This window comes from Pedobacter sp. R-06, assembly GCF_049913135.1.
Lineage (GTDB): Bacteria > Bacteroidota > Bacteroidia > Sphingobacteriales > Sphingobacteriaceae > Pedobacter.
The window spans coordinates 1,714,593-1,736,885 of the sequence record NZ_CP183977.1 but is presented as its reverse complement, the minus strand read 5'-3'; the positions used below and the strand labels follow the sequence as shown (position 1 = coordinate 1,736,885).

The 22,293-nt window shown below is 38.6% G+C and carries 10 protein-coding genes; all 10 read right to left on the bottom strand.

Going from position 1 to position 22,293, the window contains the following annotated elements; translation table 11 throughout:
- Positions 1-21: 21 nt before the first annotated feature.
- The gene (locus tag ACN9MR_RS07130; protein WP_426328924.1) at positions 22-3,276 is read right to left on the bottom strand and encodes a SusC/RagA family TonB-linked outer membrane protein; all 3,255 of its coding nucleotides are present in this window, start codon (positions 3,274-3,276) and stop codon (positions 22-24) included.
- Positions 3,277-4,197: 921 nt separating this feature from the next.
- Positions 4,198-5,823, bottom strand: coding sequence for a RagB/SusD family nutrient uptake outer membrane protein (locus ACN9MR_RS07125; protein WP_426328923.1), 1,626 nt, complete (start codon positions 5,821-5,823; stop codon positions 4,198-4,200).
- 11 nt (positions 5,824-5,834) lie between these two features.
- Positions 5,835-8,831 (bottom strand): SusC/RagA family TonB-linked outer membrane protein, encoded by a 2,997-nt coding sequence (locus ACN9MR_RS07120; protein WP_426328922.1) that lies wholly within the window; start codon positions 8,829-8,831, stop codon positions 5,835-5,837.
- Between the two features lie 258 nt (positions 8,832-9,089).
- The gene (locus tag ACN9MR_RS07115; protein ID WP_426328921.1) at positions 9,090-10,931 is read right to left on the bottom strand and encodes a glycoside hydrolase family 35 protein; all 1,842 of its coding nucleotides are present in this window, start codon (positions 10,929-10,931) and stop codon (positions 9,090-9,092) included.
- Between the two features lie 107 nt (positions 10,932-11,038).
- On the bottom strand, positions 11,039-12,160 hold the full coding sequence (locus ACN9MR_RS07110; protein ID WP_426328920.1) for a glycoside hydrolase family 43 protein: 1,122 nt from the start codon (positions 12,158-12,160) through the stop codon (positions 11,039-11,041).
- 76 nt (positions 12,161-12,236) lie between these two features.
- Positions 12,237-13,484, bottom strand: coding sequence for a DUF2264 domain-containing protein (locus ACN9MR_RS07105; protein WP_426328919.1), 1,248 nt, complete (start codon positions 13,482-13,484; stop codon positions 12,237-12,239).
- Between the two features lie 16 nt (positions 13,485-13,500).
- A complete protein-coding gene (locus tag ACN9MR_RS07100) occupies positions 13,501-14,634 on the bottom strand; it encodes a glycoside hydrolase family 88 protein (RefSeq protein WP_426328918.1) in 1,134 nt (377 codons plus the stop codon).
- On the bottom strand, positions 14,634-16,805 hold the full coding sequence (locus ACN9MR_RS07095; protein WP_426328917.1) for a family 43 glycosylhydrolase: 2,172 nt from the start codon (positions 16,803-16,805) through the stop codon (positions 14,634-14,636). The genes ACN9MR_RS07100 and ACN9MR_RS07095 overlap by 1 nt, the downstream gene beginning before the upstream one ends.
- Before the next feature lie 16 nt (positions 16,806-16,821).
- A complete protein-coding gene (locus ACN9MR_RS07090; RefSeq protein ID WP_426328916.1) occupies positions 16,822-18,144 on the bottom strand; it encodes a BNR repeat-containing protein in 1,323 nt (440 codons plus the stop codon).
- Between the two features lie 143 nt (positions 18,145-18,287).
- Complete coding sequence (locus tag ACN9MR_RS07085) at positions 18,288-22,283, bottom strand: two-component regulator propeller domain-containing protein (RefSeq protein WP_426328915.1); 3,996 nt, start codon at positions 22,281-22,283, stop codon at positions 18,288-18,290.
- Positions 22,284-22,293 lie beyond the last annotated feature (10 nt).

Sequence of the window (22,293 nt, the reverse complement as noted above, 5' to 3'; positions counted from 1 at the left end):
TTTAAAACCATGTGTTTCTAATTAAAATGAGGCTCTGACACCTAAATTATACGTACCTTGAATTGGATATCCTAAACCCTTCCCCCCCATTTCAGGATCCCAGGTTTTAAAGCTGCTGATATAACCTAAATTGGTTGCACTTACATATAAACGGAGTGCTGTTAAACCAATCCTTTGCGTTAACCTTTTATTGGCATTGTAAGCGAATTCAACACTTCTTAGCCTTAAAAAATTTCCGCTTCTCATCCACCAGGTTGAGGTTTGATTAAGGTTGTTGCCTTCGCGGCTGTTATTTCTCACGAAATTGGGGCTCAACCTTGGCCACATGGCATAAATATTTCTGTTTTCTTCAGACCAATAGCTATCAGAAATAGCAGATAATAATCCATTCTGACTACCTCCGTTTAATACAAATGGGGCAATATTTTCTGAATTGATAAAAAATGAAGAGCGGGCAGAACCTTGAAAGAAGAAACTAAAATCGAAGCTTTTATAGCCTATTGTACCACCAAAACCGTAAATAATTTCGGGTGAGGTTGGAAGACCAATTGGCACCTGGTCTTGATCATTAATCAATCCGTCGCCATTTACATCCCGGTATTTGATATCACCACCTCCGTAGTTTAAGCCAGGAGTTCCATCAAATTGCAAAGGAGAGTTTTTGGCCTCATTATCATCAATAAACAAGCGTTCTGCAATATATCCAAATCTTTGAGTGGTAGGGAGGCCTACGCTTGTTCTGTAATATTCGTTAGCTGGGTACGTTGGCTCATCGTTAATCAGGATTTTACTTTTTGCATATGTAAAATTACCTCTCATTTGAACTGACCATCCGTTACCAAAAGATTTATTGAAGGCTGCTGCAAAATCTACCCCTTCATTCTGGGCTTTATTGGTATTGGCTCTAACAGCAGCCTGTAAACCCATTGTGGTAGGAATATAAGTACGTGCAGTTAAAATATTGGAGCGCGTATTTCGGTATACATCAATATTGATATCCAGCGCATTAAAAAACCTAAAGTCTACGCCGAGATTAAGTTGTTCTGATCTCTCCCAGGTAATTAATGGATTAGCGTATCTGCTCACTAATATCCCGCTTTTAGAATAGCCATATTGCTCGCCAAAAGTTGCACCGTAATCAAAGTTGTTCATGTTGACTTCCGACATATAAAAGAAACGATCATCGTCATTTCCAATCTGATCGTTTCCAACAAAACCATAAGTAGCCCTTAACTTCATGCTGTTGATTACTTTTGTTAATGGCTTGAAAAACTCTTCATTAGACAATACATAACCTAAGCCAAATGATGGAAAAAAACCAAAACGGTTATTATCTGCAAAACGCTCTGATCCATTGTAACCAAAGTTGAATTCGGCTAAATATTTATCATCGTAACCGTATGTTGCTCTACCAGATAAGCCTTGGTTACGGGCAGGAAGCGATAACTGCAAACTTCCGGCATTGCCCGACAGGTAGTTCCTCATGGTTGTGATGAGCATGCCACTTACCGCATGTTTGCCACCAAATGTTCTCGCATAATTCAAGGCCAATTCTGCATAAAAAGTCGAGTTTAATACCTTTCTTCCTTCTGAATAACCCAAATATTCAGTGCCTGTTGCACCTATAGAACCTTGTCCGCCTGGATTTAAAACCTGTAAACCAACACCTCCATTTGGCTGTTCGCTGGCTACGTAATAAAAGGGATTGTAGCTTCTGGATACATCGAAATAAGAATATCTCCTGGCATAGGTCATTAAGCGTGCATTTAAACCTTGCGTAAACACCTTTAAATCTTGCTTCAATTCAATTTGCGTTTGTAGGGTTGATGCATTGTACTCAGAATATCCCTTTACCATTTCTGCGTAAGGATTTACATATAATCCATTATTTGGAGTAATCGCATTACCGAATAAGGCATGTGTAGCAAAAGGAGATAATTCTGATGGGTAAACTGCCGGAAATAAAACCGGGTTAGACCAAATGGTTTGGTTAAAAATCCGCTCGCCTCCATTTTGTCCATTGGGTCCTAGTAAAGGACCTGAATAATCATCAAATTGCCCATAAACCCGAATTGCGGCTTTGGTTGTTTTGGTCAGATCAAGATCTACATTAGAACGAACAGAATAGTTTTTCAACTTTACGTTATTATTGAAATTGTTCAGTCCTTCAACTTTTAGCACCCCATTATCAATATTGTATGTTCCAGCAACATAAAACCGGGCTTTCTCGCCACCGCCCTGTAAACTAATATTGTTGCGGGTATTGATCGTGTAGTCTTTAATTAATTGATCGATCCAGTTGTTGCTTGGATATAATAAGGGATTATCTCCCCTGGCTGTACCATCAATTTTGGTTTGGAGATAAGGTAAAGCGGCCTGAGGGTTTCGCGTTAGTGCGGCCTCATTTGCCATTTTCATATAAGTAATATTATCTGCAAATTGAAAGTTCTTTGTATTTGATGAAACAGCCGTTTCTGATCTGACCGTAAAATTTGTATTACCAGCTTCTCCAGATTTTGTGGTAATTAATACTACGCCATTAGCACCACGGGCACCATAAACTGCCGATGCAGTGGCATCTTTTAAAACACTGAATGAGGCAATATCATCTGCCTGCAAGCGGGCCATATCATTCTGCGTAGATTCTATACCGTCAATTAAGATCAATGGATCTTGCTTTCCTGTACCGAAAGTACCTAAGCCACGAATAAAAAACTGTGCATTATCTGCTCCAGGCTCTCCGCTACGCTGATAGGCGATCATACCTGCCACACGGCCTTGCATCATTGTGGTTAGGTTACTTGTTGGGCCTTTAAGTTCTTTTGGATTAATGGTTGTAATTGAGCTAACCATACTTGCCTTTTTCTGAGTACCAAAACCCACTACAGCTACTTCATCTAAAGCGCCTACATCACTCACTAGCGTTACGTTAATAATATAAACGCCATCTTTATTTGGTAAATAATCGGCTACTATAACCGTTTTAGGTTTGTAACTAATTCCTGTGAACAGCAATTTGCCCGACCTGGCCATTTTAATACTATATTTTCCGTCAGAGTCTGTAGAGATTCCTTTTAGTGTACCAGACACTTTAACGTTTACTCCTGGGATCCCCCCAGATTCGTCTTTAACTATACCGGTTACGGTTACCTCGGTTTGTGCTGCTGCCGTTAAGGAAGAAGTTATAATTACAAAACAAAATAAAAATTTTAAAATTGACCTAAAGGCAATACTGTGTGGATGGAGCAGTATTTTATTTGGTAGTTTTTTCTTCATAAAAGTGGTTAAAATTGGTTAGGTACATCAATAAGTGAGATCGTAGCTTGCCCCTGCCCAAGACTTGTTGAGCCATCAGAAGTTCGTTCGATCGAAAATGTTTCGTCGGTAATGTGTATGAAACGGCACATGAGGCGCATTATCCTTACACATTTTTGATTGTTCTGCCCTTACCAGCAGTAAGGACTTCCCATTTTTGTTTAGGATTTTAAAAGAGTGGAGTAGATTTATCTTTCTTCATAATTTTGGTTTAAGGATGAATAATTTGTTAAGGGTAATACTGATTTCGGGCAAACCATCAATCAGCATTTAGTTCGACAGTAATGGGGGTATTTTGTTGTTTGTTTTAATCTTTTCATGATCGGTTAAAGGTTTAGGTTTTGCTTCAAAAAAACTAGATACAACATTTTCTTTACGCTGCTGTACCATCAATTATTCTAGGTAGTTAATCTCGAATAATCCGGATCGATCTTATATTCTTATACTTGGCTGAAGCAAATTAACTATAAAAAGTGCGCTTGTAGTGAGGGGTAATACAGTAATAAGTAGGGGTTAAATTGTTATTTTTAGACCATTTACAGTGATTTTAATACTTTCAATAAAAAATTAAACGTTTAATTGACGTTTAAGTTAAATCACATATTCAAATCACTTTCCCTTGTTGTTAAGTTAAAATTGGCTTATACGATCTGCTTTAGATCCGTCTTTTGAAGTGCTTAATCCTATTTTTTGATTAAGGTGCGATAATAAACGTTCTGCTATCGAAGTTTATCGCCTAATTAGCCATTAAAGCTGCATTGCTTTTAAGCTAGGTTCCTGTTAGATGTGCATACAGATATGCATATAAACAAAAAACTCTCCGAACCTTTTCTTTGCAGAAAGATCCGAAGAGCGCAAATTAATCATACTAACCGAAATATGTTAATAGCCTGGGTTTTGTGTTAACACCGCATCTTTGTTTAGCTGTATTTCGGTTAATGGGATAGGTAATAATAAGTTTTTTGTCGTTAAACCTGTGATCGGCTTTACAGCATCATTCGCATTTAACCGAAGGGCACGTTCTACTAAGGTTCCTGTACGCATTAAGGTCATCCTACGGTTTTCTTCGCCAATAAGCTCTCTAACCCTTTCGTCAAGAATAAAATCTTTCGTCATTTGAGCAGCTGTAACCTGATCAGCACCAGCCCTGGTTCTTAACACATTAATGGTTGTAGCGGCATCCCCTGTCTTGCCTTGAGCAACTTGAGCTTCGGCCAATAACAAATAAGTTTCTCCTAATCGCATCAAAATAAAATCTTTGATCATGGCATAACCAAAACTATCATTTGGATCAAAAGCACCCCATTTGGTTGTACTTGGACAAATATTAATCAATGTATCTGGACCAGTAAAAGGAACCTGTTTGCCATAAATGCTTGCATATTGAGCAGCGGGATTATTATAATAATATCTTCTGCGAATATTGTATTTTGAATTCCGAATGTCGTTTCCTTTATAAAGACCATACAACACCCAATTGCTCAAACGCAATCTACCAATAGATCGGCCACCCAATGAATCGGCGATAGACATCCCAGCAATATTGTAATAAGCTGCTCCCCAAACCCTGCGTTGTTGTGGGTTATCGGTTATACCGCCTACCACACTTGTCGGATTCTCCTGCTCCAACACCCAAATAGCTTCGGTATTTCCTTGCGATCTTCTTTGATTACCGTACTGAAACATATCTGAATAGTAATCGCCAGCTTGACCAGTTTTAACACCATAACGCGCCTTGATTAAGCTAAACTTTCCGCTAGAAATAATAGCCTGTGCCTGTTGTTCTGCCAAATCAGGTTTACCCATCCTTAAATAAACTTCGGCCAATAATTGCATAGCCATAAATTTATTTGCGCGACCATACATTTTACCTTTAGCATTGGTTTTTACGGATTCAATATCAGGCAAATTGGTTGATGCATAAATCAGATCATTCACAATCTGGTTGTTTACATCAGCCAGCGGAGCGCGTACAAAATCGGTTTTTGGACCGCTCAATGCACGTAAAATTAAAGGAACACCTCCATAACAGGTTGCCAGGTTATTGTAGGCATAAGCCCTGAAAAATTTTGCTTCGGCGTTAACTAAACTCTTTCCTTTAGCACTGATACTGGTAACACTTGGATTTTCGATACCATCGATTATAATATTGGTTAAGTTAACCATAATGTAATTTCTGTTCCAGGTGCGTGCCGATCCACCATCAGTTGGTGTTAGTGTGGCATAATTATAATAAGGGATTTCTACCCCTTGCTGATTGTTAGTTGCATTGGCTACGTCGGTACCCACCTGCCAAACACTTGGCCAACCTTGCTGATCGGACCACGAAAATATGGTGCTGGTATGGTTGTACAACCCAATTAATGAAGCCTCAAAGCCTAACGAATCGGTAAGGGTTAATGGGGTGTACGAAGAAAATGGTTTCTCATCCAGAAATGCTTTTTTACATGATGAAAGCGTAAAAAACAATAATATTAATGATGCTATGATAATGCTGTATTTTTTCATAATAATTAAGATTAACGTAATGAAACATTTAAACCCAATACGAACGTTTTAGTTAAAGGGTAGTTGTTTGTCCAATCGCCAGAACCTCTGGTTGAATAGTTGTTCTCTGGATCCCAGCCCACCCAATTGGTAAACGTATGCAGATTTCGGCCGCTTGCATAAACGGTCAAACCACCCAAATGAAGTTTATCCAACAGATTTTGTGCAAAAACATAACTCAACGTAACATCCTTAATCCGAGTATAACTGGCATCCGATGCATACCCATAGCCTAAAGTATTATTATAAGATAGTGCAGGTCTGGTTTGGCTTTGGTTTTCTGGAGTCCAGTAACCAATTTCTGCCGGCGTGTTCCTTCTACCTGTTTCATCTCCATAAGTTAAATCAGGGTTGTTTTTCGTCATGCCTTGAGCTGTTTGAACGAAAACACTCAGGTTAAAGTTTTTATAATGGAAAGTGTTGGTTAAACCACCTGTCCACTTTGGCGCTGTCTGTCCAAGAATGGTTCTATCATCTGCTGTAATTTTACCATCACCGTTTAGATCGGCAAATTTTAAACTACCTGGTTTAGCTGTTGGATCTTGTTTGGACACATCTTCACCTGTTTGCCAAACGCCCGTCATTTGGTAGTCGTAAACCACACCAATCGGGCTACCAATGAACCACCTGTTTCCAAGATCTGATTTACCATCGCCATACAAATCAACAATTTTATTTTTGTTAGCGGCAAAAACTACGCTAGTTTCCCAACGGAAGCCCTCACCTTTAAAATTTTGAGTATTTAATGTCAGCTCCAAACCTTTGTTTGATGTTTTACCTATGTTCTCAAGTACATTTACATAACCTGTTATAATAGGTAAACTCCTGTTTAACAATAAACCACTAGTTTTATTTTGGTAAGCTTCTATGCTACCAGAAATCCGGTTGTTTAATATGCCAAAATCTAAACCGATATTAGCTGTTTTAGTAGTTTCCCATTGCAGTGAGGTATTACCTAAGTTGGCTGCAATAACCCCTATGGTACTGATTCCATTAAATGGTGAGCGCGAAGAACCTTCAGTTGTGATAGTTCTGTACACAGTAACTGCCTCGTTACCTGTTTTACCGTATGATAATCTTAATTTTAAATTGTTAAAAAGTCTAACATTTTTCATAAAATTTTCGTTAATAATATTCCAACCGATAGCTGCTGATGGGAAAACACCATATTTTGTTGTGCTTGAACCAAATACCGATGAACCGTCTCTACGTGCAGTCAAGGTTAATAAATAGCGGCTATCATAAGAATAAAAAACACGTGCCATCTGCGAGTTGAGACCGTACCTATCTCGATAAGAGGCACTGGTTTGTGTTGCACCTGCGCCAATATTGTCTAAACCAAGTTCGTCATTAATAAAACCAGTAGCTCCAGCAGTAGTTTCATTGTATTTACGTTCTTGAGCACTATATAAAGCGGTAATGTCGAAATGGTGTTTTTTAATGTCCTTAGCATAAGTTAAAATGTTCTCTAACGTATAACTATTTGTCGAGGCATTAAAACTTCTGGCAGTTCCAAGCATATCATTGGCTAAGCGGCCAGTGTAACTTCCTTCACGTTTTGGAAAATAAGTATAGCCTGCATTTAACCTATATTTTAATCCGGTTAGTATCCCTGGAAATTTAATCTCCGCGTAACCATTACCATTTATATTGGTGGTTCTACTAATCTGAGTTGTGGTTAAACCCAACAGCGGATTTACATAAAGCTGCTCCGGGTCCATTGGATAAATGTTGTAGGTTCCATTGGCGTTATACTCTTTACCATAAGGGCTCATGGCTGTTGCCAGCAAAAGATTTGCCCTGCCTCCATCGTAATTATTGCTAGATAAGAATAGCGATGTTCCAACAGTCAAGAAGCTTGTTACATCTACATCGAGGTTTGAGCGTAAACCAATTCGCTTGAATTGATAACCTTTAACCACCCCTTTCTGATCGAGATAATCGCCCGAAATGAAATATTTTACATCTGGGCTTCCACCAGAAATGCTTACGTTATGATCCTGAATTTTTCCTGTTTGAGTAGCCTCCGCAACCCAATCGGTGGTTGTACCAGCATTGTATGCAGCTAATTCACCATTGTTTGGCACCGGTTTGGTTAGTGTTTGCCCAGTTTGTTTCATGTAATCTGCATATTTCTGTACATATTCAGCACCAGTACGCGGCTCCAGAATATTCGTTAGATTTTCGACCCCATAATATCCACCATAGCGGATAACAGGCTTACCGGAAGTACCTCTTTTTGTGGTGATTAAAATAACCCCATTTGAACCATTGGTACCATAGATAGCCGTAGCGCTGGCATCTTTTAAAACTTCTACCGATGCAATATCATTAGGGTTAATGTCATTTAAAGACCCACCTGTTTTACTTAAAGGCACCCCATCTACAACTACATATGGCCCAGCTGAAGCAGTAATGGAATTCTGCCCTCTAATTAAAGCACTAGGTTCTTTGCCTGGAACAGATGATGTAGTGGTAACATTTACACCCGCAACAGCACCTTCGATAGATTGAAGTACGTTGGTAACCGGCAATAGCGACAACCTAGCTTTTGGTACAGAAACAATGGAACCGGTAACATCTGATCTTTTTTGTGTACCGTAACCGATCACCACAACATCATTTAAACTTTTCCCTGTGTCTTCCACTAGGGTAATATTGAACTGTGTCTGATTATTAATTAAAAACGTCTGGGTTACGTATCCAACGAAAGTAATCACTAAACTTTCTCCATTCTGGGCGGTTACTTTAAAATTTCCATTGGCATCGCTGGCCACTACCTGGCTTGTTCCCTTAACACTAATGGAGGCACCGGGAATGGGATTACCTTTATTATCTTTTACTTTTCCAGAAATTGAGATTTGAGCGTTTGTTTGAGCAATTGCGTCGTTTGATTTACCTAATGATAAGATTAAAGCAAACAACAATATTACTGCACATTTAGATGTGACTAGTAGTTTTTTTTTCATTTTTTAATGATTACTTGGTTAGTTAATAAATTGAACCACGAAGGGGTTCAAAAGGGTCGCCTATCAAAAATATTTTTATTAAATATTTAATCTGATCTGCTGCGGAAATTATTCATGAATAGGGATGGATTGTTTACAACAAAGTAAACATTTAAAACCACAGTGTAGTGAGGGGTAATACGGTAATAAGTAGGGGTTAAATCGTTACTTTTTGTTAAAATTTTGCCTTTAACCCCTATTTTAAAGATTTTTAAACGTCTAGTCTACGTTTAATTTTTTTATTGTATTTAAGATCGGTTGATCTATTGCCTTTAAAATATTCTGATCAGTTTTAATCAGTTCTAAAACGGCGATATCATTTTTACCTTTTTTTAACCATTCCTGAGGGATATATAATGTTTGTTGTGGACCGATTGCCCAATACTTTCCTAAGTTGTGCCCGTTAACCCAAACTACTCCTTTTCCCCAATCGGTCATATCTAAATAGGTATCTGCAATGGTTGAAATTTGGAAGGATCCTTTCTGCAATGTTGGGCCATTTCCGGTGCCTGTTGATGGAGTAGCTTTAGTAGTATAACTATTGATGTTGCTAAAAGGAAAGCCATACATCGACCAGTTTTTAACTTCAGTCCCGGCAAAAGTTACCTGTTCAGTAATTCCTTTTTTGTTCTCTAACAAATACTTGCCAAAGTTTACCCGCCCCATATTTTCGACAAAAATATCGAGTTGTACTTCACCTTTCGGGAGTGTTAATGCCAGCGTATTTTGGTTTAACCTACGGTCTAAAATACCTACCCTTTTTTGATTGATAAAAATGAGGGCATAATCGCGCAACTGTCTAATTTGCAATTCGCCTTTTTTACCTCCTTCAATAGTGGTGCGGTACAATACATAGCCATAATCCTGTTTAAGATCTTCGAAAGTTAAAGGGGTCGTATTTTTCACCGCTTTTGGCAGTGCATTAAACAAAGCTACTTTACTCTCCAGTTTAAAAGGTGCAATAGCGATACTTGGTTTAGCAGCTGGGATCGGCGGTAAAGTTTGTCCTCCCGGAAGATGTTTTTCGATCACGCTTCTAAACGCTTTAAATTTGTCCGTTACGTTCCCAGCCTCATTTAAAGGCGCATCGTAATCATAGCTGCTGGTTTGTGGCTCGTAAGGAGAAATATCTTTATAGTTTGCCCCATTCATAAAATCGCGGTTTGTACCGCCATGAAACATGTACATGTTAATCGAAATACCTGCCGCTAAAACAGAATCTAACTTTTTGGTGTATTGCGCTGCCGGAACAGTGTGATGAGGCGTTCCCCACCAATCGAACCATGCAGGGTACCACTCAGCTATAAAATACGGGCCTTTTCCATTATGGTTCTCGTTTACCAACTGCCTGATTTTTGTCGGATTATCAATTCCGTTTACGGCTGGCAGTAATCCATCTAAATGTCCATCTTTTACATCTGCAGCCGGATCGCAGGTATAAAGCAATCCATCGAAACCTGCTTCGATAAACATTTTTCTGTTGATATCTAAATAATTTTTGTCAGCAGCGTAAGAACCATACTCGTTCTCTACCTGTACCATAATGATGTTACCACCATGATTAATCTGCAATGGTGCCAACTGTTTCCCTACTTCTATAATATACTTCTTATACTCATCTAAATATTGTTTTTCGGTACTTCTTACCACAAGACCTTTTTCGTTCTGAAGCCAATATGGATAACCACCAAATTCCCATTCGGCACAAACATATGGACTTGGTCTTAAGATAACCCAAAGGCCTTCTTGTTGGGCAATTTTCACAAATTCGGCAATGTTGTTATTCCCTGAGAAATCGAATTTTCCTTTTTGTGGTTCGTGCAGATTCCAGAATACGTAGGTACCAATCGTATTTAGTCCCATTGCTTTGGCCATTTTCATACGTGCCCGCCAAGCCTCTCTTGGTACACGGGGATAATGCAACTCGCCAGATATAATCTGAAAGGGTTTTTCATCTAATAGAAAGGCTGTTTCTCCTAGCTTAAACGTATGTTTAGCTTGCTGGCCAAAAGCTGGTAAGGAGAAACATATCGCCACCAACCATAATAATTTTACTTTCATTTTTTAAAGTTGTTTTAAGATGACCCGAATTTTGGGCAAAAAGAATCCCGTTTGCGCATTTTTACGCAATTCATCACCTAGATTTATACAAAAATTTTGTTTTTTCTCTACTTTTTAAACACGCTCAGATCCCATTCATCTGCCCAGTTTATCGAAATTTTATCGTTCTCAAATTTAATCGGCAACCATAAATAACGGCCATCAATAGCATTTTTGGGTTCCCATTTATCAGCCATAAAAATAAATTCTCCTTTTTTACCTGGAGCAGGCAATACATGTGTACTCTGCCCGCCATAGGTTAGCTTAGCCCCTTCGCCCTGGCATGGATTCCCCATATATGTCCACGGCCCCCAGATGGAGCTTGCTTTGAACCATCTCGCCGGATTTGGCGCCCAGCCTGTGCAGCCCGAACCAACCATATAATAGGTTCCGTTTTTCTTAAACAAAGCTGGTGCTTCTGTTTGCTGCCCCACATAAATTCTGATAAATTTTCCGGTATGCCCTAAATAATCAGGAGTTAACTCAGCTAAATGCAGCGTAAAATTTTCTTCTGAAGAGAATACATGATAGGCTTTTCCGTCATCGTCTACAAAAACTGTCATATCCCTCGCCATTTGCCCGCCAGGTAAATCCCTACAGAAAAAACCATCACTTTTATTGGCTGGTTGCTGGCAATTTACCATATCTTTTTCTGCTGTTCCTGCCGGATAGAAAGGCATTTTCTCTGGATTTGGGCGATAACTTTTGATAAAAGTATATGGACCAGTTGGGCGATCGGCCACCGCAACGCCCGATCTTGCCGCTGCATAACCTTTGCCTAAAAGTTCTAAGTGAAACCACATTACAAACTTTTTGGTTTTCTTGTTATACACCACTTTTGGGCGCTCCAGGATCGAGCCTTTAGCAATATCACTTTTCAAATCTTCGGAAACGGGAAGTGCAATGCCTTCATCTTTCCAATTGTATAAATCTTTTGATGAGTAGCAATGTACGCCTACTTGAGCCGTATTTCCTTTTTCACCTTCAATCTTATGCTCACCAAACCAATAGTAAACGCCTTTATATTCAACAATGCCTCCGCCATGGGCGTTAATATGAACACCTTTATTATCCTTCCAAAGTTTACCGGGAGTAAAAGAAGTATATTTTTCCTGCGCTGAAACATAACTATTTAGCCCCAAACTGAGGGCGATAAATCCTAAAACAAAACTGATTCTCTTATTCATCATTTTAATCAAATAATTTTTAACGTTACAAAGACGATAATTTACTTACATCTTCTTCAATTGTATAGCTATCTGCTATTTATTTTAAACTGGCACTATGATCGTTTTCAAAATTCTCACCACTCCAGATCTTTTGCGCACTCCATGTCTCTGCTGGATTGGCCCAAAAAGGATCTGCTTCTGGCAAACCTAATGGCAAAAAGATATTTGAAGCAATATATGGACTACCCTGGTTATTATAGAAGTCGCCCAGATTTGGCTGATCGCCATATAAACCTATCGTTAACCAACCATTTTTGTAGGTGCTTGGGCTCTCTAAAGTTTTTTTGATTACGGCCGTTAAAGCGCAACGTACCTGAGCTGGACTTAACTGTTTTGGTAATGCTTTTCTCCAGGCCATATCTGCCAGATGATGAAATGCTGCACCACGATAAATGATAGAGCGACCAGTTGCGGGGTAAGTGCCATCGGCGTTGATTAATCTTTCCTGAATGATGGCATACCGTTCATTGCGCTTTTTAATCTTCTCGAACATCTCTTTATAACTGCTCGTTTTAGCACCAATGATATTGGCCAAAGTAGCCAGATAAGGGTGGATAACATAACTATTATAATAATCGAAGGCAAAGGATGTTCCATCTGTGTACATTCCATCACCTGTGTACCATTGTTCCATTTGCTGTAGGGCATAATCAACCCGCATTGGATCCCAGCTATAACCGAACTTAGCCAGAAAGGCCTCGTTCATGGCAGAAAACAGTAACCAGTTAGAAAAAACAGGTTTGAATCTCCTGGTCGTCACAATAGATTTCATCATCAGTTCCTGGTTCTTCTTATCCAGGTTTTCCCACAACCAAGGTGCACGTACCAAAGCTAGTGCAACATAAGAAGCATCTACCAGTTGTTGCCCGCCGATATCGAAATTCATAAAATCTTTAGCATTAGAATCTAAAGCATTTTTTAGTCCTTGAATGGCCCACTCCCTGTACTGTTTCCTTAAAGCTACTTCTTCTGTAGAACCTCCTTCTAACTGCAACCATGGCGCAATACCACTTAAAACCCTACCCAAAACTTCTACATATTGGACTTTAATACGGTGTTCTTTATTATCAATATGGATAGAAGTAACTTTTGGCATCGCAATACGCAGGCTATCTTTAGCCAGGTTGTACAAAACGGGTTTCACCATCTTATCCATCTGTTGCAACCAAAACTGCCGATCGGTTAAAACTGCATTTTTGGTACTCTTGGTTTTCTTTTGCGCAAATACAAAACCACCAGACAAGATGACCAATAAACCAGTAATCAAAATATTTTTAAGTCTCATTTTTTCCGATAAAAATTTAGTTTTTGTTTGATAAATAGTGGTACATTTCACAACCAGCCAATAAAAAGGCCCCTACGCCAAAATTCGCTGTAGAATTTACATCAACCACCTGCCCTGGAATGGCTTTCTCTCCTATTGGCTGTACATACCCCAGTTTACCGTTAGGTTGTAATGCGGTTTTGCTTAGATATGTCCATGCTTTTTGTGCAGCAGGTAAATAGTTTTTTTCTTTTAAATACCCGTTGTTTATCCCCCATAACAAACCATAAGTAAAAAAGGCTGTTCCACTGGTTTCTGGTCCTGGGGCATGTTGCGGATCAAGGATACTTCTGGTCCAATAACCACCTGACTGCTGGCTTTTAACAATTGCTTTGGCCATATTCTGGTACTTGCTTAGGTATTCATTCCGATGTGGATCGTTAAGGGGCAGATCTTTTAACACTTTAGCTAAACCTGCAAACACCCAACCATCACCTCTTGCCCAAAAATCTTTTTTACCGTTTACACTTTTATGTTTTGGATACACGTATTTGGCATCCCGGTAATAAAGTTTTTCCTTTTTATCGTACATAATACTATTCGCATACATAAAATATTCGTACAGCTTATCGAGGTATTTTTGGTCTCCACTTACTTTATAAAGTTTGGTCATAACAGGCATTACCATATATAAACCGTCGGCCCACCACCAGTAGTCGTTATTGGGTGTACTCATCTCGTATTGCATTACCTCTTTTGCCCTTGCAATTTTATATTCTTCGGGTTTTAAGTAGTATAAATCGATATAGGTTTGAAAGCAGATCTGCCAATCGCCAAACAGTACATGTTCATCTGTTTCGCCATATTTATATTTCCAATTGGATTTATCAATTGATTTTGCACCCATCCATTGGTTATGAACGGCCCAGTCTTCTGAATATTTACGGTAAGCTTCGTTCCTGGTAATTCCATAAACTTCCATATTTCCGGTATGGTAAGCAGCATGATCCCAAAAAGCACGTACTTCGGGTTTATTGTTGCTTTGCCAGTAGGTATTTGCACGGTCGATCATTTCGAGCACTTCCTCTTTTGAAGTTGAAGTTTGTGCATTTACAGCAATGCTGCTAAAAAACAACAATAAGAAAAGCGCTTGATACAATTTAAAATTCATTAGTGTATTGGTTTAATGCCTATTACGGTTGGTATTGCAGGTTTAATGGTTCCATCGGTATTAAATTCCATTTTATCGATGCAAACCTCGCGGTTGTAGCCTGCAGCCCTTCCCATTGAGATTCCTTTTGGTCGGGTAAAACGATGGTAAACCATATACCATTCGTCTTTTCCGTTAACTTTGATTACACTATTGTGCCCTGTTCCGTAAATACCTTGTGCTGCATCTTTTGCCAGAATCAGATTATTTTCCGGAATGGTCATTTTTCCTGTGGGCGAATCAGAAAAGCCATAACGTACCCTGTAATTTTCGCTCCGCGTATCATCCTCAGACCATAGGAAGTAATACTTTCCATTACGATAAAAAACTTCTGTACCTTCTCTAAACCCCTTGTTAGGTGTAATGACTTTAATCTCATTGGTATCAATCGAAACCATATCATCATTTAATGGTGCAACAGCCATATATCCATTTCCCCAATACAGATAACTTTTATTGGTTTTAGGATCGTTAAATACATCAGGATCAATCTCCTGTCCGCCTTTAATTCCTTTTGGTTTGCTTGCAATTAAAGCTTTTCCACTATCCTTAAACGGACCGGTCGGATTATCAGCAACAGCTACTCCAATTTTCTGCGCTGCTGTGAAATAATAGAAATATTTATAAGCGCCGTTCACTTTCTTTTCGATAATGGTGGGTGCCCAGGCATTCCTTTTCGCCCACAAAACATCTTTTTCAAGGTCCAATATTTTACCTTCATCTGTCCAGTTAACGAGATCAGTTGATGAAAAAGCGTTAAAATAGGTACCACTCCAGTTGTTAAAACCATCGCTGGTTGGGTAGATGTAATATTTGCCTGTTTTATTGGAATATAAAATTTCCGGATCTGCGTAATAACCTTTTAAAACAGGGTTATTGGCTACAGCAACACTTACCAAATAAGTTTTAGGTTGTTGATTGGCAATACCTATCTTAATTTTTACAGGGCCTTTAGTAAAATCTAATTTTCCTTTGGGCACAATACTAATCTGATTAAAGGTATTAAACTGCGGATCAAAAGCCCTTAAATCTGTCCCATAATTTACAGGGAGATAAAGTTTTTGGTTCACACTATCTAAAACAATATTATTTTGGCTGATTGCCTTATTCTGTGCACTTTGCAAAACAGATTCGATAGTATACCACTGATTGAGCAACCGGTTTAACTCTTGTTGATTAATAGGCAAAACAGTTCCGTGCCTAGGGTGAAAATCCATGGTAATATCTTGATCCACTACACTAAAATTTGCCAGATCTTTGCTTCTGGTAAACTGATAGCGGCCTTTCATATATACATCGTACATTAGGATATATTCGCCACTATGGTTCAGTTTAAAAACACCAGCCCCTTCTACAGCCTCTTTGGTCTGTTGTAAATATTTATCCTGTTGCACGTAACCTGCGGTTAGTTGATCAGAAACTGCTTTTTTTATGCCATTGCCATTTCCTTCTGTTTTAAAGAATAAATTGTATTTCCCTTTATCATAAATAATGTCACCATCAATACAAGCGCTATTTGTTGGGCTAAAAAAGAGCTGTTTTGGAGCTGTTTCCAGATCTGTAAAATCTGAATTGGCGTAAGCATAATAAATTTTATCAGGATCATCGCCATGCTTCATCGACCAATAAACCATATATTTTTTCGCTGTTTTATCGTAAATGGTCTGTGGAGCCCATACACGTAGCAGATTTTCATTGTTTGGAAAACGTTTTTGAATATCAACAACTGCCGATGTCCAATGAATCAGATCATTGGATTTAAGCAATATCATTGCCCTGTTCGAGTTCCAGCCATTGGCCGAGACCATATCGGTAGCTACCATGTAAAAGGTTTTGCCATCTTCGCCACGCAAAATATGCGGATCACGTACACCTCCGGTACTGCTGATTTTTTCGGAAGAAATGACTGGATTGTTGTTGTTTAAAGCTTTGTAATGGTAACCATCGGTGCTTACCGCAAAACGGATCGCTTCTTCTGCTTTAGCATTTCCGGTGAAATAGGTAAATAAATAAGCCGTGTTTTCTTTTGATTCGGCTATGCGGCCAACACGTTTTTTAGGTTGTGCAATTATTGCACCTGATAAAAATATCAGCAATAAAAGAATACTATATTTTGTTAATTGATACTTCATTTTCTGTGTAATTCAGTTATTTCTTAGGTTTCCAATCCAATACCTGCACCTGGGTTGGCGCCTGATTTGCTTTCCCTTCGCCATCTATTTGACTAACTTTTTGCATAAACATACTCAAAACCCCTTTACTTTTCCAAAGTTCGGTATCATAACTGGGTTCCCAATCACCAAGGCTTTTTTGAGTAAGATCTTCAACCTTCCAATTTCCTGATCCAAGCTCACCGTTTAAAGCAATTGAAACCTTATTGCCCCGATCAGCATCTCTAAACAATAATCCCGCAGCATAATGTTTTCCACTTGGCCAAACAATAATCTGTGGCCGCGAAATTGGAATCTGTTTGGTACCTCCACCACTTAAACTAAAAGCCGTTTTTCTAAAATTAAGGTTGCTTACTTCCCAATGGCCACCTGTTTTAAAAACCAGGTGATATTGTGGTATGGTTTCGTTCGTATCGCGCCAATAACCAGCAATAAATACTTTGCCTTTGGCATCCGCAAACATCGATGTCTGGTTAATCAGCTCGCTTTTTTGCGGAATTTTAAGTGCATATTCTGCATTAGCGGCAGTAATGGGAAGACTATATTTTTCATTGGTAGATTTTAACCAGGTTAAACCTCCATCAGTGGATTTGGCATAACATAAATCATGGTTAGTGGCTACATCAGGGCTTTCCCTCCACACCCACGATAAATGGATGGTTCCAACCTGATCTATTGCTACCTGCCAATATGCATTTCTCTGTCCTTCGCCATCAATCATCCCATCCTGTACACGTGTCCATTTTTTGGTTTTCAGACTATAACGGTTTATCATCAGGTTTCCGTTTCCAGAGCCGCCATCGCGGTAAAAAAATAAGAGATCGCCATTCCCCATCTTATAAAACTCAGGATAACTGACTTTATTTTCCTTTGCAGAAAGCATAACTTCTTTATTCCCTAAGGTTAATGAACCTGCAGAAACTGATTTGGCATAGTTTAGATTGTTATTATGCTGGCCCCAAGCAATATGAAGAAAACCATCTCCATCTACCATGATACTGATTGATTTATGGGCATCAGTGGCATCGCCTTTATAGGGTGTGGTAACTAATTTCCAATGGGCTGAGCCGATTTTGCGTTTGGCCAATACCACATTTTGTTCTTGATCATAATAAGCTGCATACTGGCTATCTTTAAAGCTTATTAAAGAATTTTTACGAAAAATAACAGTATTTACCGAGTTGTTTGCCCAGCCGTTACTGGTAATGGTACTCAACCGTGTTTCTTGCGCAACACCCATCAGGTTAATGCCAATGAATGTGCAGATTAGAAATATACTTTTATTTAGGGATTGATACATTATACCGTTTAGGCTGTTCTGTTTGTTACATTTGGTGAAGGCCGAAGTACCGAAATTTTTATGCTTTACACAGGGGGCTAAATCATACTTTGCAGGGGGCGTTTTAAGATAAGCGTCTTTAAAAGCCCAAAATAGCGTAACTTTTATGTTGTGGCATTAATATTATAATATTTATGAAAACTTTTTCGGTGTTTCTTTATAAACTCTGATGGCGTTAATTTAAACAGCTTTTGAAACTGTTCTCTAAAGTATTTACTATCGTTTATACCTACCCTAAAGGCAGCTTCGTTAATATTTAAATTGGTATTGATTAACAATTCGGCAGCCTTTCTCAGCCTGATAAAACGGATAAAACCATTTATAGACTGGCCTGAAGTGGCCTTGATCCTTTTGTAGAGATTAGAATGGCTCATTCCAAGATCAGATGCCAGTGTTTTTACGTTAAAACTGTCTTCCATCAAGTTTTCTTCTATAATGGTAATGCACTTTTGAAGAAAGCCCTTATCCTCCTGAGATACTTTATGCGCATCACTCTTCAAGGTTATTTCATTATAGAAATAAGACTGAAGATTGGTCCTGTTTTTAATAATGCTATTAATTTTGGCTGTAAACAGTTCTTTATCGAAGGGTTTACTAATAAAATCGTAGGCACCAACTTCGATTCCCTTAAGTTTTACCTCCGGGCTAGGGTCGCCGGTTAACAGAATTACCGGAATATGGCTCAAGGCAGAATCCTCTTTAATTGCCTTGCAGAGTTCAATACCATTAAGGCCCTCCATATTTACATCAGATATCACGATATCAGGCAAATATTCTTTACAGAGTTTCAGCCCATCTGTACCATTTTCGGCCTTGTAAATTTTGAAATTATCCTGAAAAATATGCTTGATGTAATCAATAATTTCGGGGTTGTCATCAATAACCAAAATCGAATGTAAATCCGAAATGAGCAATTCGAGGTTACCCACATTCTCGGCATCGTTATTTTCTGCCTCTTCCTCTTGCGCAATGAGCTCGTTTACATAGGTTAATTCGTTTTGGAAAACACCACTTTGCTGTAAATTTGGTTCGCCAACCGGAATATCGATCAAAAATATGGTACCCATCCCCTGATTGGAGCGGAACGAAATTTTCCCTTTATGTAATTCTACAAAGTTTTTGGCCAGGTAAAGACCAATACCGAAACCCATCTTCAGCGATTCGTTCGACATTACCTTATAAAATTTATCGAACAACTTTTCACCCACATGCGCCGGTATACCCGGACCACTATCGCTCACCTCGATCTGCACCCGCATGCCGAGAGTTTTAACACTAAATTTTACAAAACCGCCTTTTGGGGTAAATTTAAGTGCATTAGAGAGCAGGTTAAAGAAAACTATTTCGAGTTTGTCTTTATCTGCATAAATATCCAATTCCTCTTCCTCGCACTCAAAAGTATATTCGATATGGTTCTGCTTTGCCAAATAATTAAAGCAGAGGAAAATCTCGTTTGTAAATTTATAAAGGTTGATCCTTACGATCTTCAAGGCGTCGTTCTCACTTTCCGTTTTTCTAAAGAGTAACAACTGATCTACCAGGCTTAACAAACGCCTCGAATTGCGGTAAACAATATTTAAATCGTTTTTCTCTTGCCCCGGGTCTTTTTTATGGATAATATCTTTAATCGGATTAACAATTAAGGTTAACGGCGTTCTCAGCTCGTGTGAAATATTGGTAAAGAAATTTAGTTTTTTCTCATTCAGATCCTTTTCACGCTCCATTTTAAGGTTGGTAATCTCTACCTCGTGTTTTAATCTTCTCTGGCGGTTACGATAGGTTTGAAAAAGATAAAATAATGACGATCCTATAATGAGATAAATGGTATAGGCCCACCAGGTACGGTACCAAGGCGGTAAAATTTTAATGATTACAATTTTTTCATTGTTGCTCCAGGCACCTTCGGTATCGGTACTTTTAATGTGCAGTTTATACTCACCTTCATTTAACCTGGAATAATAGGCAGTGCTTAATTTGTTTACATAATTCCAGTCCCTGTCCCAACCTTCCAGGTAATAAGCATAAGAAATCTGATCCTGAAAAGAGAATTCTATGGCCGCGTAATCGATAGAAATCACCGCAGCACTAAATGGGATTTCTATACGTGCTAAATTAACAACAGAGATATCGTTATAACCTGAATCCTGATCGAGGGGAATATTATTGATCCTAAAATCGGTTAACACTATTTTTGGTATCCTTTTATTTTTCTTAATGCTATCGGGCGAAAACAGGTTGAAGCCACCAATTCCACCAAATAAAAAATTACCGTTTGCGAGTTTTAATGCAGCATTATAATTAAACTGATTGCTCTGTAAACCATCAGTTGCAAAATAATTTTTAAAGTTATGGTGTATAACATCAAATTTTGATAAGCCATTGTAAGTGCTACACCATAAATTACCTTGGGCATCCTGAAGGATATTGAGCACCGAATTACTTGGCAATCCATCGCTCTGGATGTACCGCTTTATTTTTTTTGTTTCCGGATCAAAAAGTAATAAACCTCCACCTTCGGTGCCGATCCATATCTGGTGATTAAAATCTTCCTGAATGGCCCTAATGGCAAAATTGATCTTCGTATAGCTATGCTTTTTGTTTATTGGATCGATTTCGATCAGTTCGGTATAGTTGCCTGCCCAAAGCCTGCCTTTCGAATCCTGGAACAAGCTGTGGATGTCCTTTAGATTATGGTCGAAAAGTTCAAATTTATCGGCAATTTTATTGTAACGATACAGTGCACCACCTTTTGTTGTACCTACCCAAATATTTTGTTGTTTGTCTTGATAAAGCTTCCAAATGTTAATGTCATCAATGCCTTTAAATGTATTGTAACAGTTATAGTGAACAAATTTCCCTGTTGTTTTATTAAAACGATCTATCCCACCGCTAAAACTGGCCACCCAAACGTTATGATCAGCATCGTTTAAAATACTGGTAACAAAATTACTGGTTAAAGAGTTTGGGTCGCTGGTTTTGGCATAATTAGCAAAAGTATTTTGCTTTTGGTTCCAAACGCTTAAACCACCCCCATCAGTCCCGATCCAAATGTTTTTGTTTTCATCTTCGCTAAAGGAAAGTACAAAATTGTTAATTAAGGAATTGCTCTTTAATGGGTCATGTTTAATGGTGGTAAACTGCTCATTTTCTGGATCGATGATGTTAACCCCACCACGTAAGGTTGCAATCCACTTTCTAGATTCGCGGTCTTCGTAAACCTGGGCGACAGAATTACTGCTCAGTAAGCCCTTTTCTTTTCCTGCAGATAGGTAATTTGTTTTTTGATTTTTTGTATTATAAACAGCAATCCCTCCCCCATCAGTCGAAATCCAGAGTTTTTGTTGCCGATCAAACAACAAACTCATAATATTCTCATTGTTTAAATGCTGGTTAAACCTGGTGAGGCTACTATTGGCTTTATCAAACAGAAAAAGTCCGTGCTCTGTTCCAACCCAGAGTGTTTGGTTAGTGCCTTTTGTAATGCATGTTACCGAGCGTAAGCCAGCGGTTACTAAACGGAGTTTATGTTTATCCTTATCATACCTGCAAAGCCCTACATCTTTTATAAAAACCCATAGGGTTTCTTGTTCATCAACATATAAAGCCTTTACTGTGAAATCGAAATTTTTGCCATATGGAATCCGTTCTGCTAAGCTGCTATTCGTTTCTAGCATAAACAGGCCTTTTTCTTCAGTAGCTACATAGACAGAGAAAGCCTTACTTATTGCAATGGAATTAATAGCATAACTTACCTCATTTTTTCTTCCCTTGTCTAGATAAATCAATTGATGAAACTTGGAATCTGCATAATCATAATAAGAAATGCCCTTTTGCGTGCCTACCCAAACCCTGTTTTTCGCATCTCCATTCAGAACCGTAATGTGGTTATTTACTAATGAATGTTCATCTCCCCACCCATTTCTAAAAACCTTAAAATGATAGCCATCGTAACGGTTTAATCCATCATAGGTACCCATCCACATAAATCCAAAATGATCTAGGTATAAAGAGTTTACCACATTATTAGACAGGCCACTTTCTACACCCAAATATTTAAGGCGAATAGTTGAAGACTGGGCAAAACAAATACCTGCGCCCATCCATAAAAAA

Bases quoted from the DNA above. Each gene is read 5' to 3' on its own strand.
- ACN9MR_RS07130 (WP_426328924.1), bottom strand. From the start codon at position 3,276: ATGAAGAAAAAACTACCAAATAAAATACTGCTCCATCCACACAGTATT.
- ACN9MR_RS07125 (WP_426328923.1), bottom strand. From the start codon at position 5,823: ATGAAAAAATACAGCATTATCATAGCATCATTAATATTATTGTTTTTT.
- ACN9MR_RS07120 (WP_426328922.1), bottom strand. From the start codon at position 8,831: ATGAAAAAAAAACTACTAGTCACATCTAAATGTGCAGTAATATTGTTG.
- ACN9MR_RS07115 (WP_426328921.1), bottom strand. From the start codon at position 10,931: ATGAAAGTAAAATTATTATGGTTGGTGGCGATATGTTTCTCCTTACCA.
- ACN9MR_RS07110 (WP_426328920.1), bottom strand. From the start codon at position 12,160: ATGATGAATAAGAGAATCAGTTTTGTTTTAGGATTTATCGCCCTCAGT.
- ACN9MR_RS07105 (WP_426328919.1), bottom strand. From the start codon at position 13,484: ATGAGACTTAAAAATATTTTGATTACTGGTTTATTGGTCATCTTGTCT.
- ACN9MR_RS07100 (WP_426328918.1), bottom strand. From the start codon at position 14,634: ATGAATTTTAAATTGTATCAAGCGCTTTTCTTATTGTTGTTTTTTAGC.
- ACN9MR_RS07095 (WP_426328917.1), bottom strand. From the start codon at position 16,805: ATGAAGTATCAATTAACAAAATATAGTATTCTTTTATTGCTGATATTT.
- ACN9MR_RS07090 (WP_426328916.1), bottom strand. From the start codon at position 18,144: ATGTATCAATCCCTAAATAAAAGTATATTTCTAATCTGCACATTCATT.
- ACN9MR_RS07085 (WP_426328915.1), bottom strand. From the start codon at position 22,283: ATGGGCGCAGGTATTTGTTTTGCCCAGTCTTCAACTATTCGCCTTAAA.